28 protein-coding genes are annotated in these 17,937 nt (G+C 56.7%); 2 read left to right on the forward strand and 26 right to left on the reverse strand.

The features are described 5' to 3' along the window. Positions 1-69: 69 nt before the first annotated feature. Positions 70-1,383: a replication-associated recombination protein A gene (locus ACR0DK_RS04340; RefSeq protein WP_480734914.1), complete on the reverse strand. Its 1,314-nt coding sequence runs from the start codon at positions 1,381-1,383 to the stop codon at positions 70-72. A 3-nt stretch (positions 1,384-1,386) separates the two neighbouring features. Next, a complete protein-coding gene (locus tag ACR0DK_RS04345) occupies positions 1,387-2,772 on the reverse strand; it encodes a trypsin-like peptidase domain-containing protein (protein ID WP_480735691.1) in 1,386 nt (461 codons plus the stop codon). A 228-nt stretch (positions 2,773-3,000) separates the two neighbouring features. Here ACR0DK_RS04345 and budA point away from each other — a divergent pair, with 228 nt between their 5' ends. Further along, a complete protein-coding gene (budA, locus tag ACR0DK_RS04350; protein ID WP_480734916.1) occupies positions 3,001-3,789 on the forward strand; it encodes an acetolactate decarboxylase in 789 nt (262 codons plus the stop codon). An 87-nt stretch (positions 3,790-3,876) separates the two neighbouring features. On the opposite strand, the gene rplQ is transcribed toward budA, so the two are convergent. The 9 genes from rplQ to ACR0DK_RS04395 all read right to left on the reverse strand — a co-directional run bounded on the left by rplQ (position 3,877) and on the right by ACR0DK_RS04395 (position 9,876). Beyond that, on the reverse strand, positions 3,877-4,299 hold the full coding sequence (gene rplQ / locus ACR0DK_RS04355; protein WP_170392888.1) for a 50S ribosomal protein L17: 423 nt from the start codon (positions 4,297-4,299) through the stop codon (positions 3,877-3,879). Positions 4,300-4,417: 118 nt separating this feature from the next. Further along, complete coding sequence (locus ACR0DK_RS04360; RefSeq protein ID WP_010437127.1) at positions 4,418-5,434, reverse strand: DNA-directed RNA polymerase subunit alpha; 1,017 nt, start codon at positions 5,432-5,434, stop codon at positions 4,418-4,420. Between the two features lie 114 nt (positions 5,435-5,548). Then, a complete protein-coding gene (gene rpsK, locus ACR0DK_RS04365) occupies positions 5,549-5,938 on the reverse strand; it encodes a 30S ribosomal protein S11 (RefSeq protein ID WP_008757289.1) in 390 nt (129 codons plus the stop codon). A 15-nt stretch (positions 5,939-5,953) separates the two neighbouring features. Next, positions 5,954-6,322 carry a 30S ribosomal protein S13 gene (gene rpsM / locus ACR0DK_RS04370; protein ID WP_008757392.1) on the reverse strand — a complete coding sequence of 123 codons (369 nt, stop codon included), beginning with the start codon at positions 6,320-6,322 and terminating at the stop codon, positions 5,954-5,956. 211 nt (positions 6,323-6,533) lie between these two features. Beyond that, positions 6,534-6,872: a hypothetical protein gene (locus ACR0DK_RS04375; protein ID WP_223117090.1), complete on the reverse strand. Its 339-nt coding sequence runs from the start codon at positions 6,870-6,872 to the stop codon at positions 6,534-6,536. Next, positions 6,872-7,516: an adenylate kinase gene (locus ACR0DK_RS04380; RefSeq protein ID WP_170424551.1), complete on the reverse strand. Its 645-nt coding sequence runs from the start codon at positions 7,514-7,516 to the stop codon at positions 6,872-6,874. Before ACR0DK_RS04380 ends, ACR0DK_RS04375 begins: the two co-directional genes overlap by 1 nt. Beyond that, complete coding sequence (gene secY / locus ACR0DK_RS04385) at positions 7,513-8,877, reverse strand: preprotein translocase subunit SecY (RefSeq protein ID WP_170392890.1); 1,365 nt, start codon at positions 8,875-8,877, stop codon at positions 7,513-7,515. The genes ACR0DK_RS04380 and secY overlap by 4 nt, the downstream gene beginning before the upstream one ends. A 109-nt stretch (positions 8,878-8,986) precedes the next feature. Beyond that, positions 8,987-9,460, reverse strand: coding sequence for a 50S ribosomal protein L15 (rplO, locus tag ACR0DK_RS04390; RefSeq protein ID WP_170392891.1), 474 nt, complete (start codon positions 9,458-9,460; stop codon positions 8,987-8,989). A gap of 200 nt (positions 9,461-9,660) precedes the next feature. Continuing rightward, on the reverse strand, positions 9,661-9,876 hold the full coding sequence (locus ACR0DK_RS04395; RefSeq protein ID WP_170392892.1) for a DUF1127 domain-containing protein: 216 nt from the start codon (positions 9,874-9,876) through the stop codon (positions 9,661-9,663). A gap of 213 nt (positions 9,877-10,089) precedes the next feature. Here ACR0DK_RS04395 and petA point away from each other — a divergent pair, with 213 nt between their 5' ends. After that, on the forward strand, positions 10,090-10,689 hold the full coding sequence (gene petA / locus ACR0DK_RS04400) for a ubiquinol-cytochrome c reductase iron-sulfur subunit (RefSeq protein ID WP_170819042.1): 600 nt from the start codon (positions 10,090-10,092) through the stop codon (positions 10,687-10,689). 57 nt (positions 10,690-10,746) lie between these two features. On the opposite strand, the gene rpmD is transcribed toward petA, so the two are convergent. The 15 genes from rpmD to rplP all read right to left on the reverse strand — a co-directional run bounded on the left by rpmD (position 10,747) and on the right by rplP (position 17,926). Next, complete coding sequence (gene rpmD / locus ACR0DK_RS04405) at positions 10,747-10,935, reverse strand: 50S ribosomal protein L30 (protein WP_170392894.1); 189 nt, start codon at positions 10,933-10,935, stop codon at positions 10,747-10,749. A 12-nt stretch (positions 10,936-10,947) separates the two neighbouring features. After that, positions 10,948-11,517: a 30S ribosomal protein S5 gene (rpsE, locus tag ACR0DK_RS04410; protein ID WP_155148691.1), complete on the reverse strand. Its 570-nt coding sequence runs from the start codon at positions 11,515-11,517 to the stop codon at positions 10,948-10,950. Between the two features lie 116 nt (positions 11,518-11,633). Next, complete coding sequence (rplR, locus tag ACR0DK_RS04415) at positions 11,634-11,993, reverse strand: 50S ribosomal protein L18 (protein ID WP_170392895.1); 360 nt, start codon at positions 11,991-11,993, stop codon at positions 11,634-11,636. Between the two features lie 11 nt (positions 11,994-12,004). Then, positions 12,005-12,538, reverse strand: a complete 534-nt coding sequence (gene rplF, locus ACR0DK_RS04420) for a 50S ribosomal protein L6 (protein WP_170392896.1) — start codon at positions 12,536-12,538, stop codon at positions 12,005-12,007. Positions 12,539-12,549: 11 nt separating this feature from the next. Further along, positions 12,550-12,942, reverse strand: coding sequence for a 30S ribosomal protein S8 (gene rpsH, locus ACR0DK_RS04425; RefSeq protein ID WP_010437099.1), 393 nt, complete (start codon positions 12,940-12,942; stop codon positions 12,550-12,552). A 13-nt stretch (positions 12,943-12,955) separates the two neighbouring features. Continuing rightward, entirely contained in the window at positions 12,956-13,261 is a 306-nt protein-coding gene (gene rpsN, locus ACR0DK_RS04430; RefSeq protein ID WP_010437098.1) for a 30S ribosomal protein S14, read from the reverse strand. Between the two features lie 19 nt (positions 13,262-13,280). Further along, on the reverse strand, positions 13,281-13,841 hold the full coding sequence (gene rplE, locus ACR0DK_RS04435) for a 50S ribosomal protein L5 (RefSeq protein WP_170544316.1): 561 nt from the start codon (positions 13,839-13,841) through the stop codon (positions 13,281-13,283). Then, positions 13,834-14,145: a 50S ribosomal protein L24 gene (gene rplX, locus ACR0DK_RS04440; protein ID WP_223117091.1), complete on the reverse strand. Its 312-nt coding sequence runs from the start codon at positions 14,143-14,145 to the stop codon at positions 13,834-13,836. Before rplX ends, rplE begins: the two co-directional genes overlap by 8 nt. Positions 14,146-14,147: 2 nt before the next feature. After that, positions 14,148-14,516 (reverse strand): 50S ribosomal protein L14, encoded by a 369-nt coding sequence (rplN, locus tag ACR0DK_RS04445; RefSeq protein WP_008757934.1) that lies wholly within the window; start codon positions 14,514-14,516, stop codon positions 14,148-14,150. A 76-nt stretch (positions 14,517-14,592) separates the two neighbouring features. Further along, complete coding sequence (rpsQ, locus tag ACR0DK_RS04450; RefSeq protein WP_068340771.1) at positions 14,593-14,823, reverse strand: 30S ribosomal protein S17; 231 nt, start codon at positions 14,821-14,823, stop codon at positions 14,593-14,595. A 4-nt stretch (positions 14,824-14,827) separates the two neighbouring features. Next, complete coding sequence (gene rpmC / locus ACR0DK_RS04455; RefSeq protein WP_010437082.1) at positions 14,828-15,034, reverse strand: 50S ribosomal protein L29; 207 nt, start codon at positions 15,032-15,034, stop codon at positions 14,828-14,830. A 271-nt stretch (positions 15,035-15,305) separates the two neighbouring features. Next, complete coding sequence (locus tag ACR0DK_RS04460; RefSeq protein ID WP_170597784.1) at positions 15,306-16,088, reverse strand: SDR family NAD(P)-dependent oxidoreductase; 783 nt, start codon at positions 16,086-16,088, stop codon at positions 15,306-15,308. A gap of 54 nt (positions 16,089-16,142) precedes the next feature. Further along, positions 16,143-16,763 carry a 2OG-Fe(II) oxygenase family protein gene (locus ACR0DK_RS04465; protein WP_480734923.1) on the reverse strand — a complete coding sequence of 207 codons (621 nt, stop codon included), beginning with the start codon at positions 16,761-16,763 and terminating at the stop codon, positions 16,143-16,145. A gap of 40 nt (positions 16,764-16,803) precedes the next feature. Beyond that, positions 16,804-17,352: an amino acid synthesis family protein gene (locus ACR0DK_RS04470; RefSeq protein WP_480734925.1), complete on the reverse strand. Its 549-nt coding sequence runs from the start codon at positions 17,350-17,352 to the stop codon at positions 16,804-16,806. Between the two features lie 160 nt (positions 17,353-17,512). Further along, positions 17,513-17,926 (reverse strand): 50S ribosomal protein L16, encoded by a 414-nt coding sequence (gene rplP / locus ACR0DK_RS04475; RefSeq protein WP_039538270.1) that lies wholly within the window; start codon positions 17,924-17,926, stop codon positions 17,513-17,515. Positions 17,927-17,937: the final 11 nt, after the last annotated feature.

A 17,937-nucleotide genomic window follows, 5' to 3' on the forward strand; every position in this document is an offset into this window, starting at 1 on the left:
GGATTGTGCTTGTTTCAGTGCCTTAGAAATCATGCGCGTCTGTCGCGCGCATCGGGTGCAGAGTCAAGTCTAGCCCTGATTGCGTTGCGTTCTCAGCTTGGCGAAGTATTCCAGCCGTTTTTTCAGCTCGCGCTCAAAACCACGCTCTACCGGCTGATAGAGAACCGGGCGCTTCATATCATCCGGGAAATAGTTCTGACCCGAGAACCCATCTTCGGCATCGTGGTCATAGGCATACCCTGCACCATATCCCTGATCCTTCATCAGCGATGTCGGAGCGTTCAGGATATGTTTGGGTGGCGGTTCACTGCCCGATTGCTTGGCCAGCCGCATCGCCGCCTTATACCCCACATAGGCCCCGTTCGATTTCGGAGCGAGTGCCAGATACACCAACGCCTGCGCCAGCGCCAACTCGCCCTCGGGCGAGCCCAGCCGTTCATAGGTTTCCCAACTGTGCAGGCAGATCGATTGCGCCTGAGGATCGGCCAAACCGATATCTTCAACCGCCATCCGCGTGATCCTCCGCGCCAGATAGCGCGGGTCTTCGCCGCCGGTCAGCATCCGCGCAAACCAATACAGCGCCGCGTCAGGGTCCGATCCGCGCACCGATTTGTGCAGGGCCGAGATCAGATTGTAATGCTCATCCCCCGATTTGTCGTATTTTGCGGCCCGTCGCATCAGGCGCGTCGACAATGCATCCGGATCCAGATCGGCGTCCACCTTCCAAGCAGCAACCTGTTCAATCAGGTTCAGTAGTGCGCGACCGTCGCCATCTGCCATCTCCTGCAGCGCTTCGCGGGCGGCAGACGTTAGCGGCAAGGCGCGGTCAAGCTCATTCTCGGCGCGTTGTGTCAAACGCTCAAGATCAGCAAGGCTAAGGCGTTCCAGAACCAGCACCTGAGACCGGCTGAGTACCGCCGCGTTCAACTCGAAGGAAGGGTTTTCGGTCGTCGCGCCAACCAGGAGGATCGTGCCGTCCTCCATATGCGGCAGAAACCCGTCCTGTTGCGCTTTGTTAAAACGATGGATTTCGTCAACAAATAACAAGGTGCCCTGCCCGTTCTGACGACGGATTTTAGCAGCCTCAAATACCTTCTTCAGATCCGGCACACCGGTAAAAATCGCGCTGATCTGCACGAAATGCAGATCGGTTTCCTGCGCCAGCAACCGGGCAATGGTTGTCTTTCCCACACCCGGCGGGCCCCAGAAGATCAGGCTGGACAGGCTACCTGACGCGAGCATCACCCCCAATGGCGCATCTGGTCCCAAAACCTGCTCTTGCCCGATCACCTCAGACAGGGATTGTGGGCGCAAGCGATCCGCAAGCGGCCTGTGCGGCGAAGCGGTTGGTTCCGCAGAACCGGTATCGAACAAGTCACTCACGGATCACAACCGAAACCGCAATGAGATTGACCGGCTTCCCCGCTCAATCTCCATCTGTACCCGGCGACCCGGATCGGTCAGGGCCTGAACGATATCCTCCGGTGTCTCGGTTCTGGTTCCGTTGATACCTTTTACGACATCGCCCACACGCAATCCTGCGCGGCCGCCATAGCGGTTCGGATCAACCACTACGACGCCGGTCTGAGACAGCGACAAGCCAAGCTTTACGATCACCGCCGGATTTACACCCGAAACGATCAGACCTGGCATGACCGTATCCTCGTCCAGCGTAGTCTCATCCGCCGCAGGCGTTTCAGGCGGTTTGATCAGCGCCACTTCAATATCCGAGCGGTCTTCGCCCCGCAGCCGAGTCAGGACCGACTTTCCACCTACCCCGGCAACAGCCATGCGAAATTTCATCTCGGCCGGAGAATTCACCTCGTCTCCGTCGACATGAGTGACAACGTCACCGACCCGCAGACCCGCTTCTGCCAGCGGACTCAGTTCATGCAAGTCAGAAATCACCACACCTAGAGGGATGGCCATACCCAGAGACTCGGCTATGTCCGCGCTCATGTGTTGACCGGCCATTCCTGCCCAAGGACTTACGAAGCTTTCGTTTCCAGACTGCGCCTGCCGCAGGAATTCGGCTACCAAATTGGCCGGAATGGCAAAGCCGATACCGTTCGACCCGCCCGAGCGGGTCAGGATTGAAGTATTGATACCAATCAGATCACCATTCACATCGATCAGCGCGCCACCGGAATTGCCCGGGTTTATCGCCGCATCGGTTTGAATGAAGTACCCTCTTGCGTTTCCGGTTGCGGTTCCTGTGCGCGCCAGCCCTGAAATAATACCTGACGAAACAGTTTGGCCAACGCCGAAGGGGTTGCCAATCGCCAGCGTCAGCTCTCCTACTTCAACCTGATCGGAATCGCGCATCTGCAGGAACGGCAGATCGCTTGCCTCATTCAGCCGCAAGATTGCAATGTCGCTTTCTTTGTCACCCAGAACGACTTCGGCAGTGAATTCACGACGGTCGGTAGTCACGACCTGAATTTCCGATGCCATCCCCACAACGTGGTAGTTTGACACCACATACCCATCACCAGTGAGGATCACGCCAGAGCCGAGCGAATTCTGCACACGGGGGCGTGGCGTCCCAAATCCACGGCCAAAGAAGTCCTGAAAGAACGGGTCAGAAAACAGTGGATTTGCCCGCCCTTCGCGCACAATCTTGGCGTAGATGTTCACAACCGCCGGGGCAGCCTGCTTTACGACAGGGGCGAACCCGAGGCTGATTTCGGTCTGGCTTTTTGGTACCTGCGTCTCCGCGGCTGCCGGTATTGCGCCCATCAGCAATACTAGGGAACACAATAGTCTTAGCATCATCGGCCCTCCGGCAATATCGCCAACCGGATATGCGGGGCCGATGCAAAGATTGCAAGCGACATAACCCGCTGCCTTCGACAATGCTGAGGACCTACCGCTTTCTTTTGAGCTATTCGCACAAATATCCTGCTTGAGCATTATGGCTTCGCAAAGCGTTGCAAAAGTTTCACAGGGAATTGTGCTATGTGTTGGACTTGGCGCTGAATCCAATCAGAGGGAACGACCATGCACAAAGACCGGGAATTGATCTTTGCAACGGCCCTTGCCTCTCATCATCAAAATAAGAGCTTTGTGCGGGAAGAGCACGCCCACGAGTATTACCAGGCCTCACTACTGAGTGCCGTCATGCAGGGAGTCTATGACGGGACTGTTTCCATCGGTCAGCTGCTGGAACACGGAGATTTCGGTCTCGGTACCTTCAACGCCCTGGACGGAGAAATGGTGGTGCTGGATGGTGTCGCTTATCGCCTGGATGGGGAAGGCAAAGCGACAATTGCGGATAACGGCGCGCTGACACCATACGCAGCCGTCATTGACTTTGAACCAACGATTTCGCTCGCGTTGGATTCTCCGATTAACAAATCCGGTTTCGAGGAGGGTTTGGATGACATGGCCGATGCAAAGAACCTGTTTTATGCGGTTCGTTTCACCGGATTGATCAAACACATTAGGTATCGAAACGTGTTGAAACAGGAACGGCCATACAAACCTTTGCTGGAAGTGGTCAAAACGCAGGCCGAGTTTGAATTGGAAAACGTGGAGGGAACTATTCTCGGGTTCCGCTGCCCTGACTACGCAGTCGGGATCGGCGTACCGGGTTACCACTTGCATTTCATCTCTGACGACCGGACCACCGGTGGGCACGTACTTGATTACACATTGACCCGGGGAAAGATCGAAATCGATCACACGTCGTCTCTTCATCTGGAACTGCCAGAGACAGAGGATTTCTCTGACGCCAATTTGTCCGCGGGAGCCTCGGCGGATGGTATTCTGAAAGCCGAAAGCAATTAAATTTAGACCGCCTTGGATTGTCACACGGAGCAAAAGAAAACCCCCGCGTCTGCGACGCGGGGGCTGAAACTCAGATATAGCCAAGGCTTATTCTTCGTCTGCGGCCTCTTCAGCGGCAACACGAGCTTTGTCGGCTGCGCCTTTGGCGTCGATGTCGCGGTCAACGAATTCGATGATCGCCATCGGTGCCATGTCGCCATAGCGGAAGCCTGCTTTTAGGATACGGACATAACCGCCCTGACGCTCGGCGTAACGAGGGCCCAGAACTTCGAACAGCTTGGCGACGTCTTTGTCTTCTTTCAGCTGTGCTGCGGCCTGACGGCGGGCGTGCAGGTCGCCGCGCTTGCCCAGAGTGATCAGTTTTTCAACGATCGGGCGCAGTTCTTTTGCCTTGGGCAGAGTTGTTTTGATTTGCTCATGCTCGATGAGCGAGCCAGCCATGTTTGCAAACAGAGCTTTGCGGTGCTCATGAGTACGGTTCAGGCGGCGATAACCACGTGCGTGACGCATTTTCTAGTTCCTTCTTTCGCGTTTTGCTTTGTCTGGCCGGCGATGCGTGTCACCGGCTCTCCTTGGGGCGGAAGTGCCCATATGGTCCCCGGCAGCCCGGGCATTTGTGAAGACGCGCTTAGAACGCGTCTTCGAATTTCTTGGCCAGATCTTCGATGTTGTCAGGCGGCCAGTCCTCGACATCCATGCCGAGGTGCAGACCCATGCCGGACAGCACTTCCTTGATCTCGTTCAGCGACTTGCGGCCGAAGTTCGGAGTGCGCAGCATCTCGGCTTCGGTCTTCTGAATCAGATCGCCGATGTAAACGATGTTGTCGTTCTTCAGGCAGTTTGCCGAACGGACCGACAGTTCCAGCTCGTCCACTTTCTTCAGCAGCAGCGGGTTGAACTCCAGACCATCGTCTTCGTCCTGGCGGCCAGCCGATTCTGGCTCATCGAAGTTGACGAAGATCGACAGCTGATCCTGCAAGATGCGAGCAGCAAAGGCCAGCGCATCCTCGGGCGTGATCGAACCGTCGGTGTCGATTTTCAGGGTCAGCTTGTCATAGTCCAGAACCTGACCTTCACGGGTCGGCTGAACGTCATAGGCAACCTTTTTGACCGGCGAATAGATCGCGTCGATCGGGATCAGGCCAATGGGTGCGTCTTCGGGCTTGTTCTTCTCAGCCGAGACGTAACCTTTGCCGGTGTTGACGGTCAGTTCCATGAACAGGTCCGCGCCATCGTCCAGGTGGCAGATGACGTGATCGCGGTTCAGAACCTCGATGCCAGCGCTTTCGCTGATGTCGCCAGCGGTGACAACTGCGGGGCCTTTGGCATTGATCGACAGGCGCTTGGGGCCTTCGACTTCCATGCGCAGCGAAACGCCTTTGAGGTTCAGGATGATGTCGGTGACGTCTTCACGTACGCCCGCGACCGAGGAGAACTCGTGCAGGACGTTATCGATCTGAACGCTGGTGATGGCCGCGCCTTGCAGCGAGCTCATCAGAACGCGGCGCAGCGCGTTACCCAGGGTCAGACCAAAGCCACGCTCCAGCGGCTCGGCAACCAGGGTTGCCTGACGTGCAGGGTCGTTGCCCGGCTTGCCGTCAAGCTGGGTCGGCTTGATCAATTCTGCCCAATTCTTATGGATCATGTAATCCCTCCATTCCTGTCCGCGCCCCATGACCAACAAGGTGCAGACGCCCGAGGTTCAAAATGACGTGCTGGGGCCGTGCAAAAACACAGCCCCAGCTTAATTCAAAATCGCTTAGACGCGACGACGCTTCGGCGGACGGCAGCCGTTGTGAGCGATCGGGGTCACGTCGCGGATCGACGTGATGTTGAAGCCCACTGCAGCCAGCGCACGCAGAGCCGATTCACGACCCGAACCGGGGCCCTGAACTTCGACTTCCAGCGTCTTGACGCCATGTTCCTGCGCCTTTTTGCCTGCATCTTCTGCAGCCATCTGAGCGGCGTAGGGGGTCGATTTCCGCGATCCCTTGAAGCCCATGGTACCGGCAGACGACCACGAGATGGCGTTGCCCTGTACGTCCGAGATCAGGATCTTGGTGTTGTTGAAGGTCGAGTTCACATGGGCAACGCCCGATGCGATGTTCTTACGCTCTTTGCGCTTAACGCGAGTCTTATCACGTGCCATCGGTCAGACCCTCCCTTATTTCTTCTTACCGGCAATGGCCTTTGCGGGGCCTTTGCGGGTACGAGCATTGGTGTGGGTACGCTGACCGCGAACCGGCAGGTTGCGGCGGTGACGCAGACCGCGATAGCAGCCCAGGTCCATCAGGCGCTTGACGTTCATCTGAACTTCACGACGCAGGTCACCTTCGACGGTGAAGTTTGCATCGATGTGCTCGCGGATGGCCAGAACTTCGGCGTCGGACAGTTCATTGACGCGACGGTGCGCTTCGATGCCTACGGCTTCGCAGATCGCTTTGGCCGAGGTGTTTCCGATACCGGTGATATATGTGAGGGCGATTGGTACCCGCTTTGCAGTCGGGATGTTTACGCCGGCAATACGTGCCACGTGTCACTTTCCTTTTTGTTGCGGTTCCGTAACTCCGGAACCTTTTTTCACAACACTTGACCGTGGCAGTGACGCCAGAGGGTCCAGTATTATTCGAGGTGGTCGGGGCAATTGGGACGAATCCCGCATGCGGTCTTGATTCCCTTTAGGGATGGGGGTGCGTAGAGACTTTTAAGAGGATCGTCAAGCCATACAAAGTGAGGTTGGAATTTCATTCCCTCACCACATCGACCCGATGCGACATATCGTGGCAAATCCGGAGGCCTTGATCCGAAAATTTACACTGTATCTCTTCACGCTCTGCACTGAGTTTCCCTCCAAAAAATCTAAAAGCAAGGAATGGAAGAGAAAATAAGATGGCAACCGATATTGTCGATTTGAGCGGTGGAAAGAAACCGAGTATCGGACCAAACATAAAGATAGCCGTAAACACACAAATAGCAGGCAAGGTTCGTTGCCTGAACGTAGTGCTTTCCGCCTTTATAAGCTCTCCATATCTTTCGAATGCTTCTTCAAGATCTTCAGGAACCGGAACAGTCGTCGACTGCATCACCCCAAAACAGCTTCAATCGACGCCGTAACTTCCTTGATATCCGCCAGCCCGTTCACCGGACGCAGATCGCCTTTGGCGTAGTAGTAACCAATCAGCGGAGAGGTCTTTTTATAGTATTCCATCAACCGCGTGCGCAGGCTGTCTTCGTTGTCGTCGGCGCGACGGACAAAGTCATTTTCCTTGCCGCAATTGGTGCATTTGCCATCCGCAGGAATCGGCTTGGTGTTGTCGTTATAGACCTCACCACATCCGCCGCAGGTTGACCGCGCCGTGATCCGGTCCACCAGCGCGTCATCGTCCACACGCATCTCGATCACCGTATGCAGCGACTGGCCCAGCTTGGTCAGCAGAGCCGACAACGCGTCGGCCTGCGCCAGCGTCCGGGGGAAGCCGTCAAAGATGAAACCGGCGCCTTTTTCGGTGGTCAGTTTCTCTTCGATCAAGCCGATCACGATCTCATCGGTGACCAGCTTGCCCGCGTCCATGATCGCAGCAACCTTCTGGCCCATTTCCGTGCCCGAGGTTTTCGCCTCGCGCAGCATGTCTCCGGTGCTGAGTTGCACCATACCGCGGGTTTCAACCAGGTGACGCGCCTGCGTTCCTTTGCCTGCCCCCGGGGGGCCGAGAAGAATGATGTTCATCGACGAGCAGCTCCCTTTCTGCCGCGTTTCTTGCCTTTGCCGCGCAGCTGGGACTTTTCAATCAGCCCTTCGTATTGATGCGCCAGTAGATGGCTCTGGACCTGTTGGATCGTGTCCATGGTCACGGAAACGATAATCAGAACCGAGGTGCCGCCGAAATAGAACGGGATGGCAAACTGGCCCCGCAGGATTTCAGGCAGCAGACAAACGGCCGCCAGATAGGCCGAACCCAGCACCAGCACGCGGTTGACCACGTATTCCAGATACTCGGCGGTTTTCTTGCCCGGACGGATACCCGGTACAAAACCGTTCTGCTTTTTCAGGTTGTCCGCCACATCGTCCGGCTTGAACGACACGTTGAACGTGTAGAAATAGGCGAAGAACACGATCATCGACGCGAAGAACAGCAGATAAAGCGGCTGTCCGGGGCCGAAGTTGGCCAGCAGCCACGACATCACCGGGCCATTTGTGGCGCCCGACGAGAAGGTCGAGATCGTTACCGGCAGCAACAGCAGCGAGCTTGCAAAGATCGCAGGGATCACACCCGCCGGGTTCACTTTGACCGGCAGGTGGCTGGAGCCGCCTTCGTAGACTTTCATACCAGCCTGACGGCGCGGGTATTGGATATGGATCTTGCGCAGGGCCCGCTCCATGAACACCACAAAGGTGATCACGGCGATGACCATGATGATCACACCCACGATCACGGCGGGGCTGATCGCACCGCTGCGGCCCGAAGCGAAGAACTGCGCCAGAGCTGCGGGAACCTCGGCGATGATGCCGACGAAGATGATCAGAGAGATACCGTTGCCGATGCCGCGTGCGGTGATCTGCTCGCCCAGCCACATCAGGAACATGGTGCCGCCGACCAAAGTGATCATGGTCGACATACGGAAGAACATGCCCGGATCGGTCGCAAGATCGCCCGATTCCAACGAAACCGCCAGACCATAAGCCTGAACGGTGGCCAGAGCCACGGTACCGAAACGGGTGTATTGGTTGATCTTCTTGCGCCCTTGCTCGCCCTCTTTCTTGAGTTGCTCAAGCGCGGGAACCATCGAGGTCAGCAGCTGCACGATGATCGAGGCCGAGATATAGGGCATGATGCCGAGGGCAAAAATACCCATCCGCCCCAGCGCCCCGCCGGTGAACATCGAAACCATGCCGCCGATGCCCTGCCCCGCTTGCTCCATGAACTCACGCAGCGCTTGCCCGTCGATCCCCGGCACCGGGATAAAGGTGCCCAGACGATAGACGATCAGCAAACCCAATGTGAACAGGATGCGGTTGCGCAGATCGGTGGCTTTGCCAAGAGCAGCCCAGCTTGTGTTGGCTGCCATTTGTTCTGCTGCTGATACCATAAATCGGTCTCTCTTATGTAAACGCCGCCCGGAACCGTTTTCCGGCTCGGGCGGCGTCTGGGAAAACTTAGTGCTCTATGTAAGCGGGTCTTTGCCCGCTCACAAGCGCTTACTCTGCCGCAGCAGCTTTTGTGACCTGAAGTGAACCGCCCGCTTTTTCAACTGCTTCAACCGCAGCTTTCGAAGCGCCGGTGACTTCCAGGTTCAGCTTGGCGGTGATTTCACCTTTGGCCAGAACGCGGACACCGTCCAGCTTGCGGCGGACCAGACCGGATGCAACCAGCGCATCCTCGGTGATCGCAGCCTTGGCGTCCAGCTTGCCGGCGTCGACGAACTTCTGGATCAGGCCCAGATTGATAACCGCGAATTCCTTGCGGTTCGGCTTGTTAAAGCCACGCTTAGGCAGACGTTGGTACAGCGGCATCTGGCCGCCTTCATAGCCATTGATGGCCACACCCGAACGGGATTTCTGGCCTTTGATACCACGGCCACCCATTTTACCTTTGCCGGAACCGGGACCACGGCCAACGCGGGTGCGTTTCGGGCTAGCGCCAGGATTGTCGCGCAATTCATGCAGTTTCATATCGCTTCTCCTAAGCCGGATGTGACCCCCGAAGCGTGATGGGCCAACCACGGCGTTTCTTGGTTTTGATTCTCGTGGATGGAAATCCACCGGAGCGCTCTACAGCGTTGCGGCTTTGGTTGCAAGGTTTGATCCATCACAATTGCCAAAACCAAAAGAGGCGCCGAAATGGCGCCCCTTCAACGGTGAGTGTTGGGGTGTTACGCGCAATATGCGTGGTCGCGTGCAATATCTGCGATATCACAACGGCGAACGCCGATATCGTCCAGCTCGCGGTTGCTCAGGCTTTGCAATTCGCGATAAGTGCGGCTGTATTCCGCAGCGCGGGCGCGGTTCTCTTTTACGCGCTCAACAAAGCTCTCGATGCGAGCGCTCAGGTTGAAGCCGCCATGAGTCAGTGTAGCTGTATGTGCCATATCTAATTTCCTTTCTGTTCCAGGGCGTATTCCCTGGGCGTTTCCATTTGTTCCTTTGTGGACCAGGCTCAGATAGGAGCATTAGATACCGCTAACAACGCGTGTTTTGGTCTAGCCGGTATGCGTTTGGTGAATGGCGGTGAAACCTTAGCAGCGCATTTTCAAACGCTTTCGAATGATGATATTGATGTTTGATATTGGGGGGATCGCCTTATGATACGCAGAGATTTTCTGGTTTTTGGCGGCGCAACCTGCCTGGCTTTACGAGGCCAAACCGTATCTTCCCAAACTTGGAGTGAACGGTATGGACGTTCTCAACCCATTGAGATTACCAAAGTTGATCTAAATGGGCTAACTCCGGGTCAGCAAATGCTCATCAAGTTTCGGGACGGTCCGGTTACTGTCAGATATCGGACCCAAAAAGAAGTCGACGCTGCACGCTCAACACCACTGAGTGAGTTGCCTGACAAATTTGCACGAAATGCAAATCTTCGTGCAGATGCCCCAGCGACAGATGAAAATCGATCATTCGGAGAAGATGGGCGCTGGTTGGTATATCGTCCCATTTGCACGCATTTGAATTTCATAACCTTCCCGGCAACTCAGCCCTTTGGAGACGAACCTTATTGGATTAACTGCCCATCACATGGAGGCAGATACGACTCGGCAGGGCGCGTCAGAGCCGGCCCAGCACCTGAGAACCTGCCAATCCCACCTGTGCGTTTTCTTTCTAATGGAGTTTTGGAAATCCGCTCTCGCGACAGCTTTAGTAACGAAAAGGCCGTGCGCGACTCACATCCGTCTGATTGGTAGAAAAAAAACGCCCCCGACATCGTCGAGGGCGCTTCAATTACTTCAAAGAACTCGCGCTTAGCCGCGCTCTTCGATGATCTCAACCAGATGCGGGATCTTGTTGACCATGCCGCGGATCGAAGGTGTGTCTTCCAGTTCGCGGGTGCGGTTCATCTTGTTCAGGCCCAGGCCGATCAGGGTTGCGCGCTGTTCGGCGGGGCGGCGGATCGGGGAGCCGATCTGCTTGACGACGATGGTTTTTGCCATGGGTCGCTCTCCTTATGCTTCTGCTTCAGCAGCAGCCGGTGCTTCGTCCCGCTTGGGCAGGATGTCAGCAACCTTTTTGCCACGACGTGCAGCAACCGAACGCGGGCTCTGCTCTTTCTGCAGGCCGTTGATGGTGGCGCGGATCATGTTGTACGGGTTCTGCGAGCCCAGCGATTTGGACACAACGTCCTTCACGCCCAGCATTTCGAACACGGCACGCATCGGACCACCGGCGATGATACCAGTACCTTCAGGTGCGGTGCGCATAACCACTTTACCGGCGCCGTGACGGCCTTCGATGTCGTGGTGCAGGGTCCGACCTTCGCGCAGTTGCACGCGGATCATCTGACGCTTGGCCTGTTCAGTCGCCTTGCGGATGGCCTCAGGTACTTCTTTCGCTTTACCTTTGCCAAAGCCGACGCGGCCTTTCTGATCACCGACAACCACCAGAGCGGCGAAGCCAAAGCGCTTACCACCTTTTACGGTTTTCGACACGCGGTTGATTGCGACCAGACGATCTGCAAATTCCGGCGCTTCTTCACGATCGCGGCCACGGCCCCGACGGTTTTCACGTTCTGCCATTTGGCATCCCTTTTCTCATGTGGCGCATGCGGCGCCGTTTAGTTCAATCCAAGTGAGCCCCGACTGTCGCCGAGGCCCCCGGATCATCGGGGCAGCCGCAAAGCTGCCCGCAAGTCTTAGATCTTCAGACCACCTTCACGCGCGGCGTCGGCCAGAGCCTTCACCTTGCCGTGGAACAGGAAGCCGCCACGATCGAAATAGGCCTCTTCGACGCCTGCCTTTTTGGCGCGCTCGGCGATGGCCGCGCCCACTTTGGTGGCCGCTTCGACGTTGTTCTTGCCCACAACGCCCAGATCCTTTTCCAGGGTCGAGGCTGCGGCCAGGGTCACGCCACGTACGTCGTCGATCAGCTGAACAGAGATGTTCTTGTTCGAACGGTGTACGGACAGACGCGGACGACCCGCGTTGACCTTGCGAAGTTTGTTCCGAACGCGCAGGCGGCGCTTCAGAAACAGGGTTCTTTTGCTGTTTGCCATTGTTTGCGTCCTTACTTCTTCTTGCCTTCTTTGCGGAAGATGAACTCGCCCTTATAGCGGATGCCCTTGCCTTTGTACGGCTCGGGACGGCGCCATTCGCGGATTTTGGCCGCGACTTCGCCCACCTGCTGCTGGTCGATACCTTCCACAACGATCTCGGTCTGCTTCGGCGCGGTGATGGTGACACCTTCCGGAGCAGTGAAATCAACATCGTGGCTGTAACCCAGGTTCAGCTTCAGGGTGTTGCCCTGCATCTGAGCCCGGTAGCCAACACCCTGGATCTCCAGCTCTTTTTTGAAGCCGTTTGTTACGCCTTCAACCAGATTGGCGACCATGGTGCGGCTCATGCCCCACTGCTGACGCGCACGCTTGGACATGCCACGGGGATCGATCTTGACCACGTTGTCTTCAACCGACAACGTAACGTCGTCGGTGGCGGTGAAGCTACGGGTGCCTTTCGGACCTTTCACTTCGATGGTCTGACCCGACACAGAGGCGGTAACGCCGCTGGGCAGCTCGACCGGTTTTTTACCAATACGAGACATTGCAGACCTCCTTAGAAGACGGTGCAGAGCACTTCGCCGCCAACATTGTTGGAGCGAGCGTTTGCATCCGACATCACACCTTTCGGAGTGCTGACAATCGACACACCCAGACCCTGACGGACCTGCGGGATGTCATTGACGCCCATGTAGACGCGACGGCCAGGCTTGGAAACCCGCTTGAGTTCGCGAATAACAGGGGTGCCTTCGTAGTATTTCAGGCTGATTTCGATGGCCGGATGACCGTTTTCACCGGTCGTCGCTTCGTAGCCACGGATGTAACCTTCGTCCGCCAGCACGTCCAGAACCCAGCCGCGCAGCTTGGAAGCCGGGGTGGAAACGGTGGACTTGCCGCGCATTTGCGCGTTGCGGATACGGGTGAGCATATCGCCGATAGGATCATTCATATCTATGTCTCCCTTACCAGCTCGATTTCACCATGCCGGGGATCTGACCAGCAGAACCCAGCTCGCGCAGCGCGATACGGCTGACCTTCAGCTTACGGTAGTAAGCGTGGGGACGACCGGTCAGCTGACAACGGTTGTGCAGACGGGTAGCCGAGCTGTTGCGCGGCAGTTTCGCCAGTTTCAGACGCGCTTTGAAACGCTCTTCCATCGGCTTGCTCTCGTCATTCGCGATTTCTTTCAGCTCGGCACGCTTTGCGGCATATTTGGCCACCAGGCGTTCGCGCTTCTTCTCGCGTTCGATCATTGCTTTTTTAGCCATGTCTCAATCCTCCCGGCGCTTATGCGTTGAACGGCATGTTGAATGCTTTCAACAATGCCTTTGCTTCAGCGTCGGTTTTCGCTGTGGTGGCAATTACGATATCCAGGCCCCAGACCTCGTCGACCTTGTCGAAGTCGATTTCCGGGAACACGATGTGCTCTTTCATGCCCATGGCAAAGTTGCCACGACCATCGAAAGACGGCTTCACACCGCGGAAGTCACGAACGCGAGGCATCGCGATGGTGATCAGACGATCCAGGAATTCGTACATCCGGTCGCCGCGCAGGGTCACTTTCGCACCCAGCGGCATGTCTTCACGAACGCGGAAACCCGCGATCGACTTCTTCGCCTTGGTTGCAACGGCCTTCTGGCCAGCAATCGCAGTCAGATCTTCGACAGCAGCTTTCGCTTTTTTCGAGTCTTTGACGGCCTCAGCACCACAACCGATGTTCAGAACGATTTTTTCCAGCTTGGGCAGCTGCATGTCGTTCTTATAGCCGAACTCTTCTTTCAGAGCGGCACGGATGGTTTCGGCGTACTGAGCTTTCAGACGCGGGGTGTAGGTTGCGGTATCAAGCATCGATCAAGTCCCCTGTGGTCTTGGCGAAGCGCACTTTCTTGTCGCCTTCCATGCGGAAGCCAACGCGGGTTGCTTTGCCGTTTTTGTCCAGCAGTGCCAGGTTCGACAGCTCGATCGGGTTTGCCTGAGGCAGGCGACCACCTTGCGAGGTTTGCGACTGACGGGTGTGGCGGATGGCGATGTTGATGCCATCGACAACAGCTTTACCGGCTTTAGGGTCAACCGAGGTGATAGTCCCCTCTTTGCCCTTGTCCTTGCCGGCCAGCACGACGACCTTGTCGCCTTTGCGGAGTTTAGCAGCCATGATTACAGCACCTCCGGAGCCAGCGAGATGATTTTCATGAAGTTCTTGCCGCGCAGTTCGCGAACAACGGGGCCAAAGATACGGGTACCTACGGGCTCGTTGTTGTTGTTCAGGATGACGGCGGCGTTGCGATCGAAACGGATCGCGGTGCCGTCTTCGCGACGGACTTCCTTGGCGGTGCGTACGACGACGGCCTTACGGACGTCACCTTTCTTTACGCGGCCGCGCGGGATGGCTTCCTTCACCGAGACGACAATGATGTCGCCGACGGAGGCGTATTTACGCTTGGAACCACCCAGGACCTTGATGCACTGAACTCGGCGTGCGCCGGAGTTGTCAGCGACATCCAGATTGGTCTGCATCTGGATCATGTGGTTTCTCCCGACCTGTGGGGGCTGGTCTCGTTAAATCCCCCAGGGTTTCGACAAATGGAAAAATCCCGGAAGCTTACGCTTCCAGAACTTCCCAACGTTTCGTCTTCGATTTCGGCGCGCATTCGATGATGCGTACGGTGTCGCCGACCTTGAAGGCGTTCTTTTCATCGTGAGCCCTGTATTTCTTGGACTTACGGATGGTTTTCTTCAGAACCGGATGCGTAAAGCGGCGCTCGACGGATACGGTTACGGTCTGTTCGTTGGCGTCGCTGGTCACGGTGCCTTGCAGGATACGCTTGGGCATCTGATTACTCCTCGGATGCCGCAGCAGCGGCCTTTTCGTTCAGAATGGTTTTGACACGGGCAGCATTGCGGCGGGCCGCTTTGATGCCGGCTGTGTTTTCCAGCTGACCGGTTGCCTGTTGAAAGCGCAGGTTAAAGCTTTCTTTCTTCAGGTTGGCCAGTTCCTCGCGGAGCTGGTCCGGGGTCTTGTCACGCAGTTCTTGGGCGTTCATCGCCTTTTCCTTTGCTCAAAACACCAGAAGGCCCCCTTACAGGGTCACCTTTGACCTGGTGGATGAATGATAGACATACGAATCGCCCGACAACGCCGGGAGATCGCAGGATGCCGCCGTATAAGGGTTTGGGGGGTGGGTGGCAAGGGAAAGTTTCAAACCGTGTTCGGGCAGATGAAACTACCTGTTTCCAAATTACCGCCGCCCTCTGAAACCGGGCAGCAGATCACTACTGCGACCTTTCTGGATCCCGACAAACGCGGCCAAGTGCTCAGGCACCTTTCTCCTGCATTTTCCGAACCATTTTCAGGCGCGCGCGTCGCGGCAGCAACGGCATGACCCAACCCAGCACAAACGCGAGCGACTTATCGTTGATCACCGTGAGCTTCCCATCGATCATGGCGTCATAGCCGACTTTGGCCACGGCCTCAGCGGTCGCCCCTTTTTGGGCAACAAGCTTCGTGCCCTCAAGATTTGCCGCAGCAGCAAATTCGGTCACGACATAGCCCGGCTCCAGCGCCGTCACAGTGACGCCCTTACCTTTCAGCTCCTCCGCGAGCGCCTGACTGAAACTCGAAACATAGGCCTTGGTGGCAAAATAGGTCGCCTGCAATGGACCCGGCATATGCGCCGCAGTCGAACTGACATTCAGTATCTTTCCGCCACCGCCACTGATCATATCCCTGCCGAACAGATGACACAGAGAGACAAGGGCTTCGACGTTCAGCCGGATCATATCCAGATCGTCCGAAAGGCGGCGATCCAAAAAAGCCCCATGCCCTCCGAATCCAGCATTGTTGATCAGGTAGTCGACCGTCAGGTCTTTGCACTTGACGGCCTCATAAAGTTTTTCCGCGCCTCCAACAGCACCCAGATCAAGCGGAATGGCAGTGACAGTAACATCGTGGGCTGCCTCAAGCTCTGATCTGAGGGCATCTAACGCATCTCCGCGTCGCGCACTGATGATCAGATTGCCGCCTCGCGACGCATGATAACGTGCCAATTCCCGACCAATTCCGGCTGATGCGCCTGTGACGAGAGCTGTTTTGGTCATAGTATCCTCCGACGAAGTAGCTGGAGCGCTTTCACCTTGACGCTTTAAGACGCTTCACTCCCATTTATAGTTGAAGCTAACAGAAATCCGCTCGTCCTCGGCCATATTCATCGGCACCTCGTGGCGCAGCCAGCTTTCCCACAGCAGGACGTCGCCCACCTGTGGCTTCATGTAGATGAAAGGCTGTAATTCCCGACGCCCGCCTTTCAGCCTCGTCGGGGCGGCCATCATACGGCCCGAACGTGGGTCTTCCAGTTTCAGTGCACTGGCCCCTTCCGGCATGGACACATAGGTCGTGCCCGAAATGACACTGTGAGGGTGCAGGTGACTGGCATGCATTCCGCCCTCGGGCAGGATATTGATCCACAGATCCTCAAGCTTCAACGCGCGGTCGTCCAGATCAAACTCCACATCCTTGGCGAAAGCCGCGACGTGCTGATCCAGCACTTTGACAAGATCGGCAAATATCGGAAATCGCCAAGGCAAATCGGTCAGCGAAGCATAACTGGTGTAGCCGGGATACGCGTTCGCTTCACACCAGTCCTGCCCGGCCTCATCATCTTCAGCAATAACAAGGCATGAACTCTCCAATTCCTCCACGTCGATCCTGGGATCGAATTCGGACAAGTTTGCGCGATAGAGACGGGTGACGAAGAGTGATTCAATCTGTGCCATGGGCTGGGCATACCCCAGCCCTCTCGGCAAGACCAGCCGCTTAGGTCTTGATGGGCCCTTTGCCACAGCGTGGTATCGGGCGACCTCCGTCGGCATAGGCGAGGCACAGCACGATCTCATCCGGTTTCGGCGCATCTGGGATGTTCAGCGTCATCGTGTCGAAATGATCGAACGACCACGGATTGTCCTTGTGCCCCAGCGGAAGATCAATCGCGCAACCCGGCGCGCCCAGCTTGGCGTTGGACGGTATCACCGCCTCACCTCCGCCCACCGCAGCGCGCATGGGCGCACCGAGTTTGGGGTGGATCACCGCGCCGCCCTGCTCAAGATCGCCGTTCATGCCGACAAGCGCGGCTTTGCCGTACGAAACCGGCGGCCCATCAAGCTGAGAAACTGCCTCTGCGGCGAGTTCCGAACCCAGAATGGCGCCGATCTCGAACAACTCTGAAAGATCGTCCGAGAAGTGCCCGGCCAAAGGGTTCTGCATCACCGCCATCGCTGCAACCCGACTGATCGGATCACAAGGTTGGCCCAACTGGTCGTTGGTTATGACTTCCTTAATGAGCATCTTTTTGCGTAGCTGAACCATAGGGCCCTCCCATTCCTGCAAGTTAGCCTAGAGGCGGGGTGGCTGGAGGTCGACGTTTTTCACGATCCACGAAGCACGGGCTGCCGAACCAAAAGAAAACCCCCGCCGGTTTCCCGACGAGGGTCATTCTTGTAACGAGTGGGATCAAAGCCCCAATCGCTTACCAGTCTTCGCGGACCACAACGCGGGTCTTGATCGGCAGCTTCATCGCGGCCAGGCGCAGGGCCTCGCGGGCGATGTCGTCATTGACGCCATCGATCTCGAACATCACACGACCGGGCTTTACTTTCGCTGCCCAGAAGTCAACGGAGCCTTTACCTTTACCCATACGGACTTCGGTTGGCTTCGAGGTCACGGGGGTATCCGGGAAGATCCGGATCCAGACGCGGCCTTGACGTTTCATGTGACGGGTCATGGCACGACGTGCAGCTTCGATCTGACGCGCGGTGACGCGCTCGGGCTGCAGTGCTTTCAGACCATAGGTGCCAAAGTTCAGATCGGAACCGCCTTTGGCGAGCCCCTTGATCCGGCCTTTGTGCATCTTTCGGAATTTAGTACGCTTTGGTTGAAGCATATCTTTCCCTC

Source organism: Ruegeria sp. CE6, from assembly GCF_056537485.1.

What these genes read in the sequence shown, in the direction of transcription:
- rpsN (WP_010437098.1), bottom strand. Translation starts at nt 13,261, where the DNA reads ATGGCTAAAAAAGCAATGATCGAACGCGAGAAGAAGCGCGAACGCCTG.
- rplE (WP_170544316.1), bottom strand. Translation starts at nt 13,841, where the DNA reads ATGCTTGATACCGCAACCTACACCCCGCGTCTGAAAGCTCAGTACGCC.
- ACR0DK_RS04375 (WP_223117090.1), bottom strand. Translation starts at nt 6,872, where the DNA reads ATGCAGTCGACGACTGTTCCGGTTCCTGAAGATCTTGAAGAAGCATTC.
- rpsE (WP_155148691.1), bottom strand. Translation starts at nt 11,517, where the DNA reads ATGGCAGAACGTGAAAACCGTCGGGGCCGTGGCCGCGATCGTGAAGAA.
- secY (WP_170392890.1), bottom strand. Translation starts at nt 8,877, where the DNA reads ATGGTATCAGCAGCAGAACAAATGGCAGCCAACACAAGCTGGGCTGCT.
- rplF (WP_170392896.1), bottom strand. Translation starts at nt 12,538, where the DNA reads ATGTCTCGTATTGGTAAAAAACCGGTCGAGCTGCCCAGCGGCGTTACC.
- petA (WP_170819042.1), top strand. Translation starts at nt 10,090, where the DNA reads ATGATACGCAGAGATTTTCTGGTTTTTGGCGGCGCAACCTGCCTGGCT.
- rpmC (WP_010437082.1), bottom strand. Translation starts at nt 15,034, where the DNA reads ATGAACGCCCAAGAACTGCGTGACAAGACCCCGGACCAGCTCCGCGAG.
- ACR0DK_RS04360 (WP_010437127.1), bottom strand. Translation starts at nt 5,434, where the DNA reads ATGATCCATAAGAATTGGGCAGAATTGATCAAGCCGACCCAGCTTGAC.
- rplX (WP_223117091.1), bottom strand. Translation starts at nt 14,145, where the DNA reads ATGGCTGCTAAACTCCGCAAAGGCGACAAGGTCGTCGTGCTGGCCGGC.
- ACR0DK_RS04395 (WP_170392892.1), bottom strand. Translation starts at nt 9,876, where the DNA reads ATGGCACATACAGCTACACTGACTCATGGCGGCTTCAACCTGAGCGCT.
- rplO (WP_170392891.1), bottom strand. Translation starts at nt 9,460, where the DNA reads ATGAAACTGCATGAATTGCGCGACAATCCTGGCGCTAGCCCGAAACGC.
- budA (WP_480734916.1), top strand. Translation starts at nt 3,001, where the DNA reads ATGCACAAAGACCGGGAATTGATCTTTGCAACGGCCCTTGCCTCTCAT.
- rpsQ (WP_068340771.1), bottom strand. Translation starts at nt 14,823, where the DNA reads ATGCCCAAGCGTATCCTGCAAGGCACCGTGACCAGCGACGCCAACGAA.
- rpsH (WP_010437099.1), bottom strand. Translation starts at nt 12,942, where the DNA reads ATGAATGATCCTATCGGCGATATGCTCACCCGTATCCGCAACGCGCAA.
- ACR0DK_RS04465 (WP_480734923.1), bottom strand. Translation starts at nt 16,763, where the DNA reads ATGGCACAGATTGAATCACTCTTCGTCACCCGTCTCTATCGCGCAAAC.
- ACR0DK_RS04460 (WP_170597784.1), bottom strand. Translation starts at nt 16,088, where the DNA reads ATGACCAAAACAGCTCTCGTCACAGGCGCATCAGCCGGAATTGGTCGG.
- rplQ (WP_170392888.1), bottom strand. Translation starts at nt 4,299, where the DNA reads ATGCGTCACGCACGTGGTTATCGCCGCCTGAACCGTACTCATGAGCAC.
- rpsK (WP_008757289.1), bottom strand. Translation starts at nt 5,938, where the DNA reads ATGGCACGTGATAAGACTCGCGTTAAGCGCAAAGAGCGTAAGAACATC.
- ACR0DK_RS04380 (WP_170424551.1), bottom strand. Translation starts at nt 7,516, where the DNA reads ATGAACATCATTCTTCTCGGCCCCCCGGGGGCAGGCAAAGGAACGCAG.
- rplN (WP_008757934.1), bottom strand. Translation starts at nt 14,516, where the DNA reads ATGATCCAGATGCAGACCAATCTGGATGTCGCTGACAACTCCGGCGCA.
- rplR (WP_170392895.1), bottom strand. Translation starts at nt 11,993, where the DNA reads ATGGCAAACAGCAAAAGAACCCTGTTTCTGAAGCGCCGCCTGCGCGTT.
- ACR0DK_RS04470 (WP_480734925.1), bottom strand. Translation starts at nt 17,352, where the DNA reads ATGGTTCAGCTACGCAAAAAGATGCTCATTAAGGAAGTCATAACCAAC.
- rplP (WP_039538270.1), bottom strand. Translation starts at nt 17,926, where the DNA reads ATGCTTCAACCAAAGCGTACTAAATTCCGAAAGATGCACAAAGGCCGG.
- rpmD (WP_170392894.1), bottom strand. Translation starts at nt 10,935, where the DNA reads ATGGCAAAAACCATCGTCGTCAAGCAGATCGGCTCCCCGATCCGCCGC.
- ACR0DK_RS04345 (WP_480735691.1), bottom strand. Translation starts at nt 2,772, where the DNA reads ATGCTAAGACTATTGTGTTCCCTAGTATTGCTGATGGGCGCAATACCG.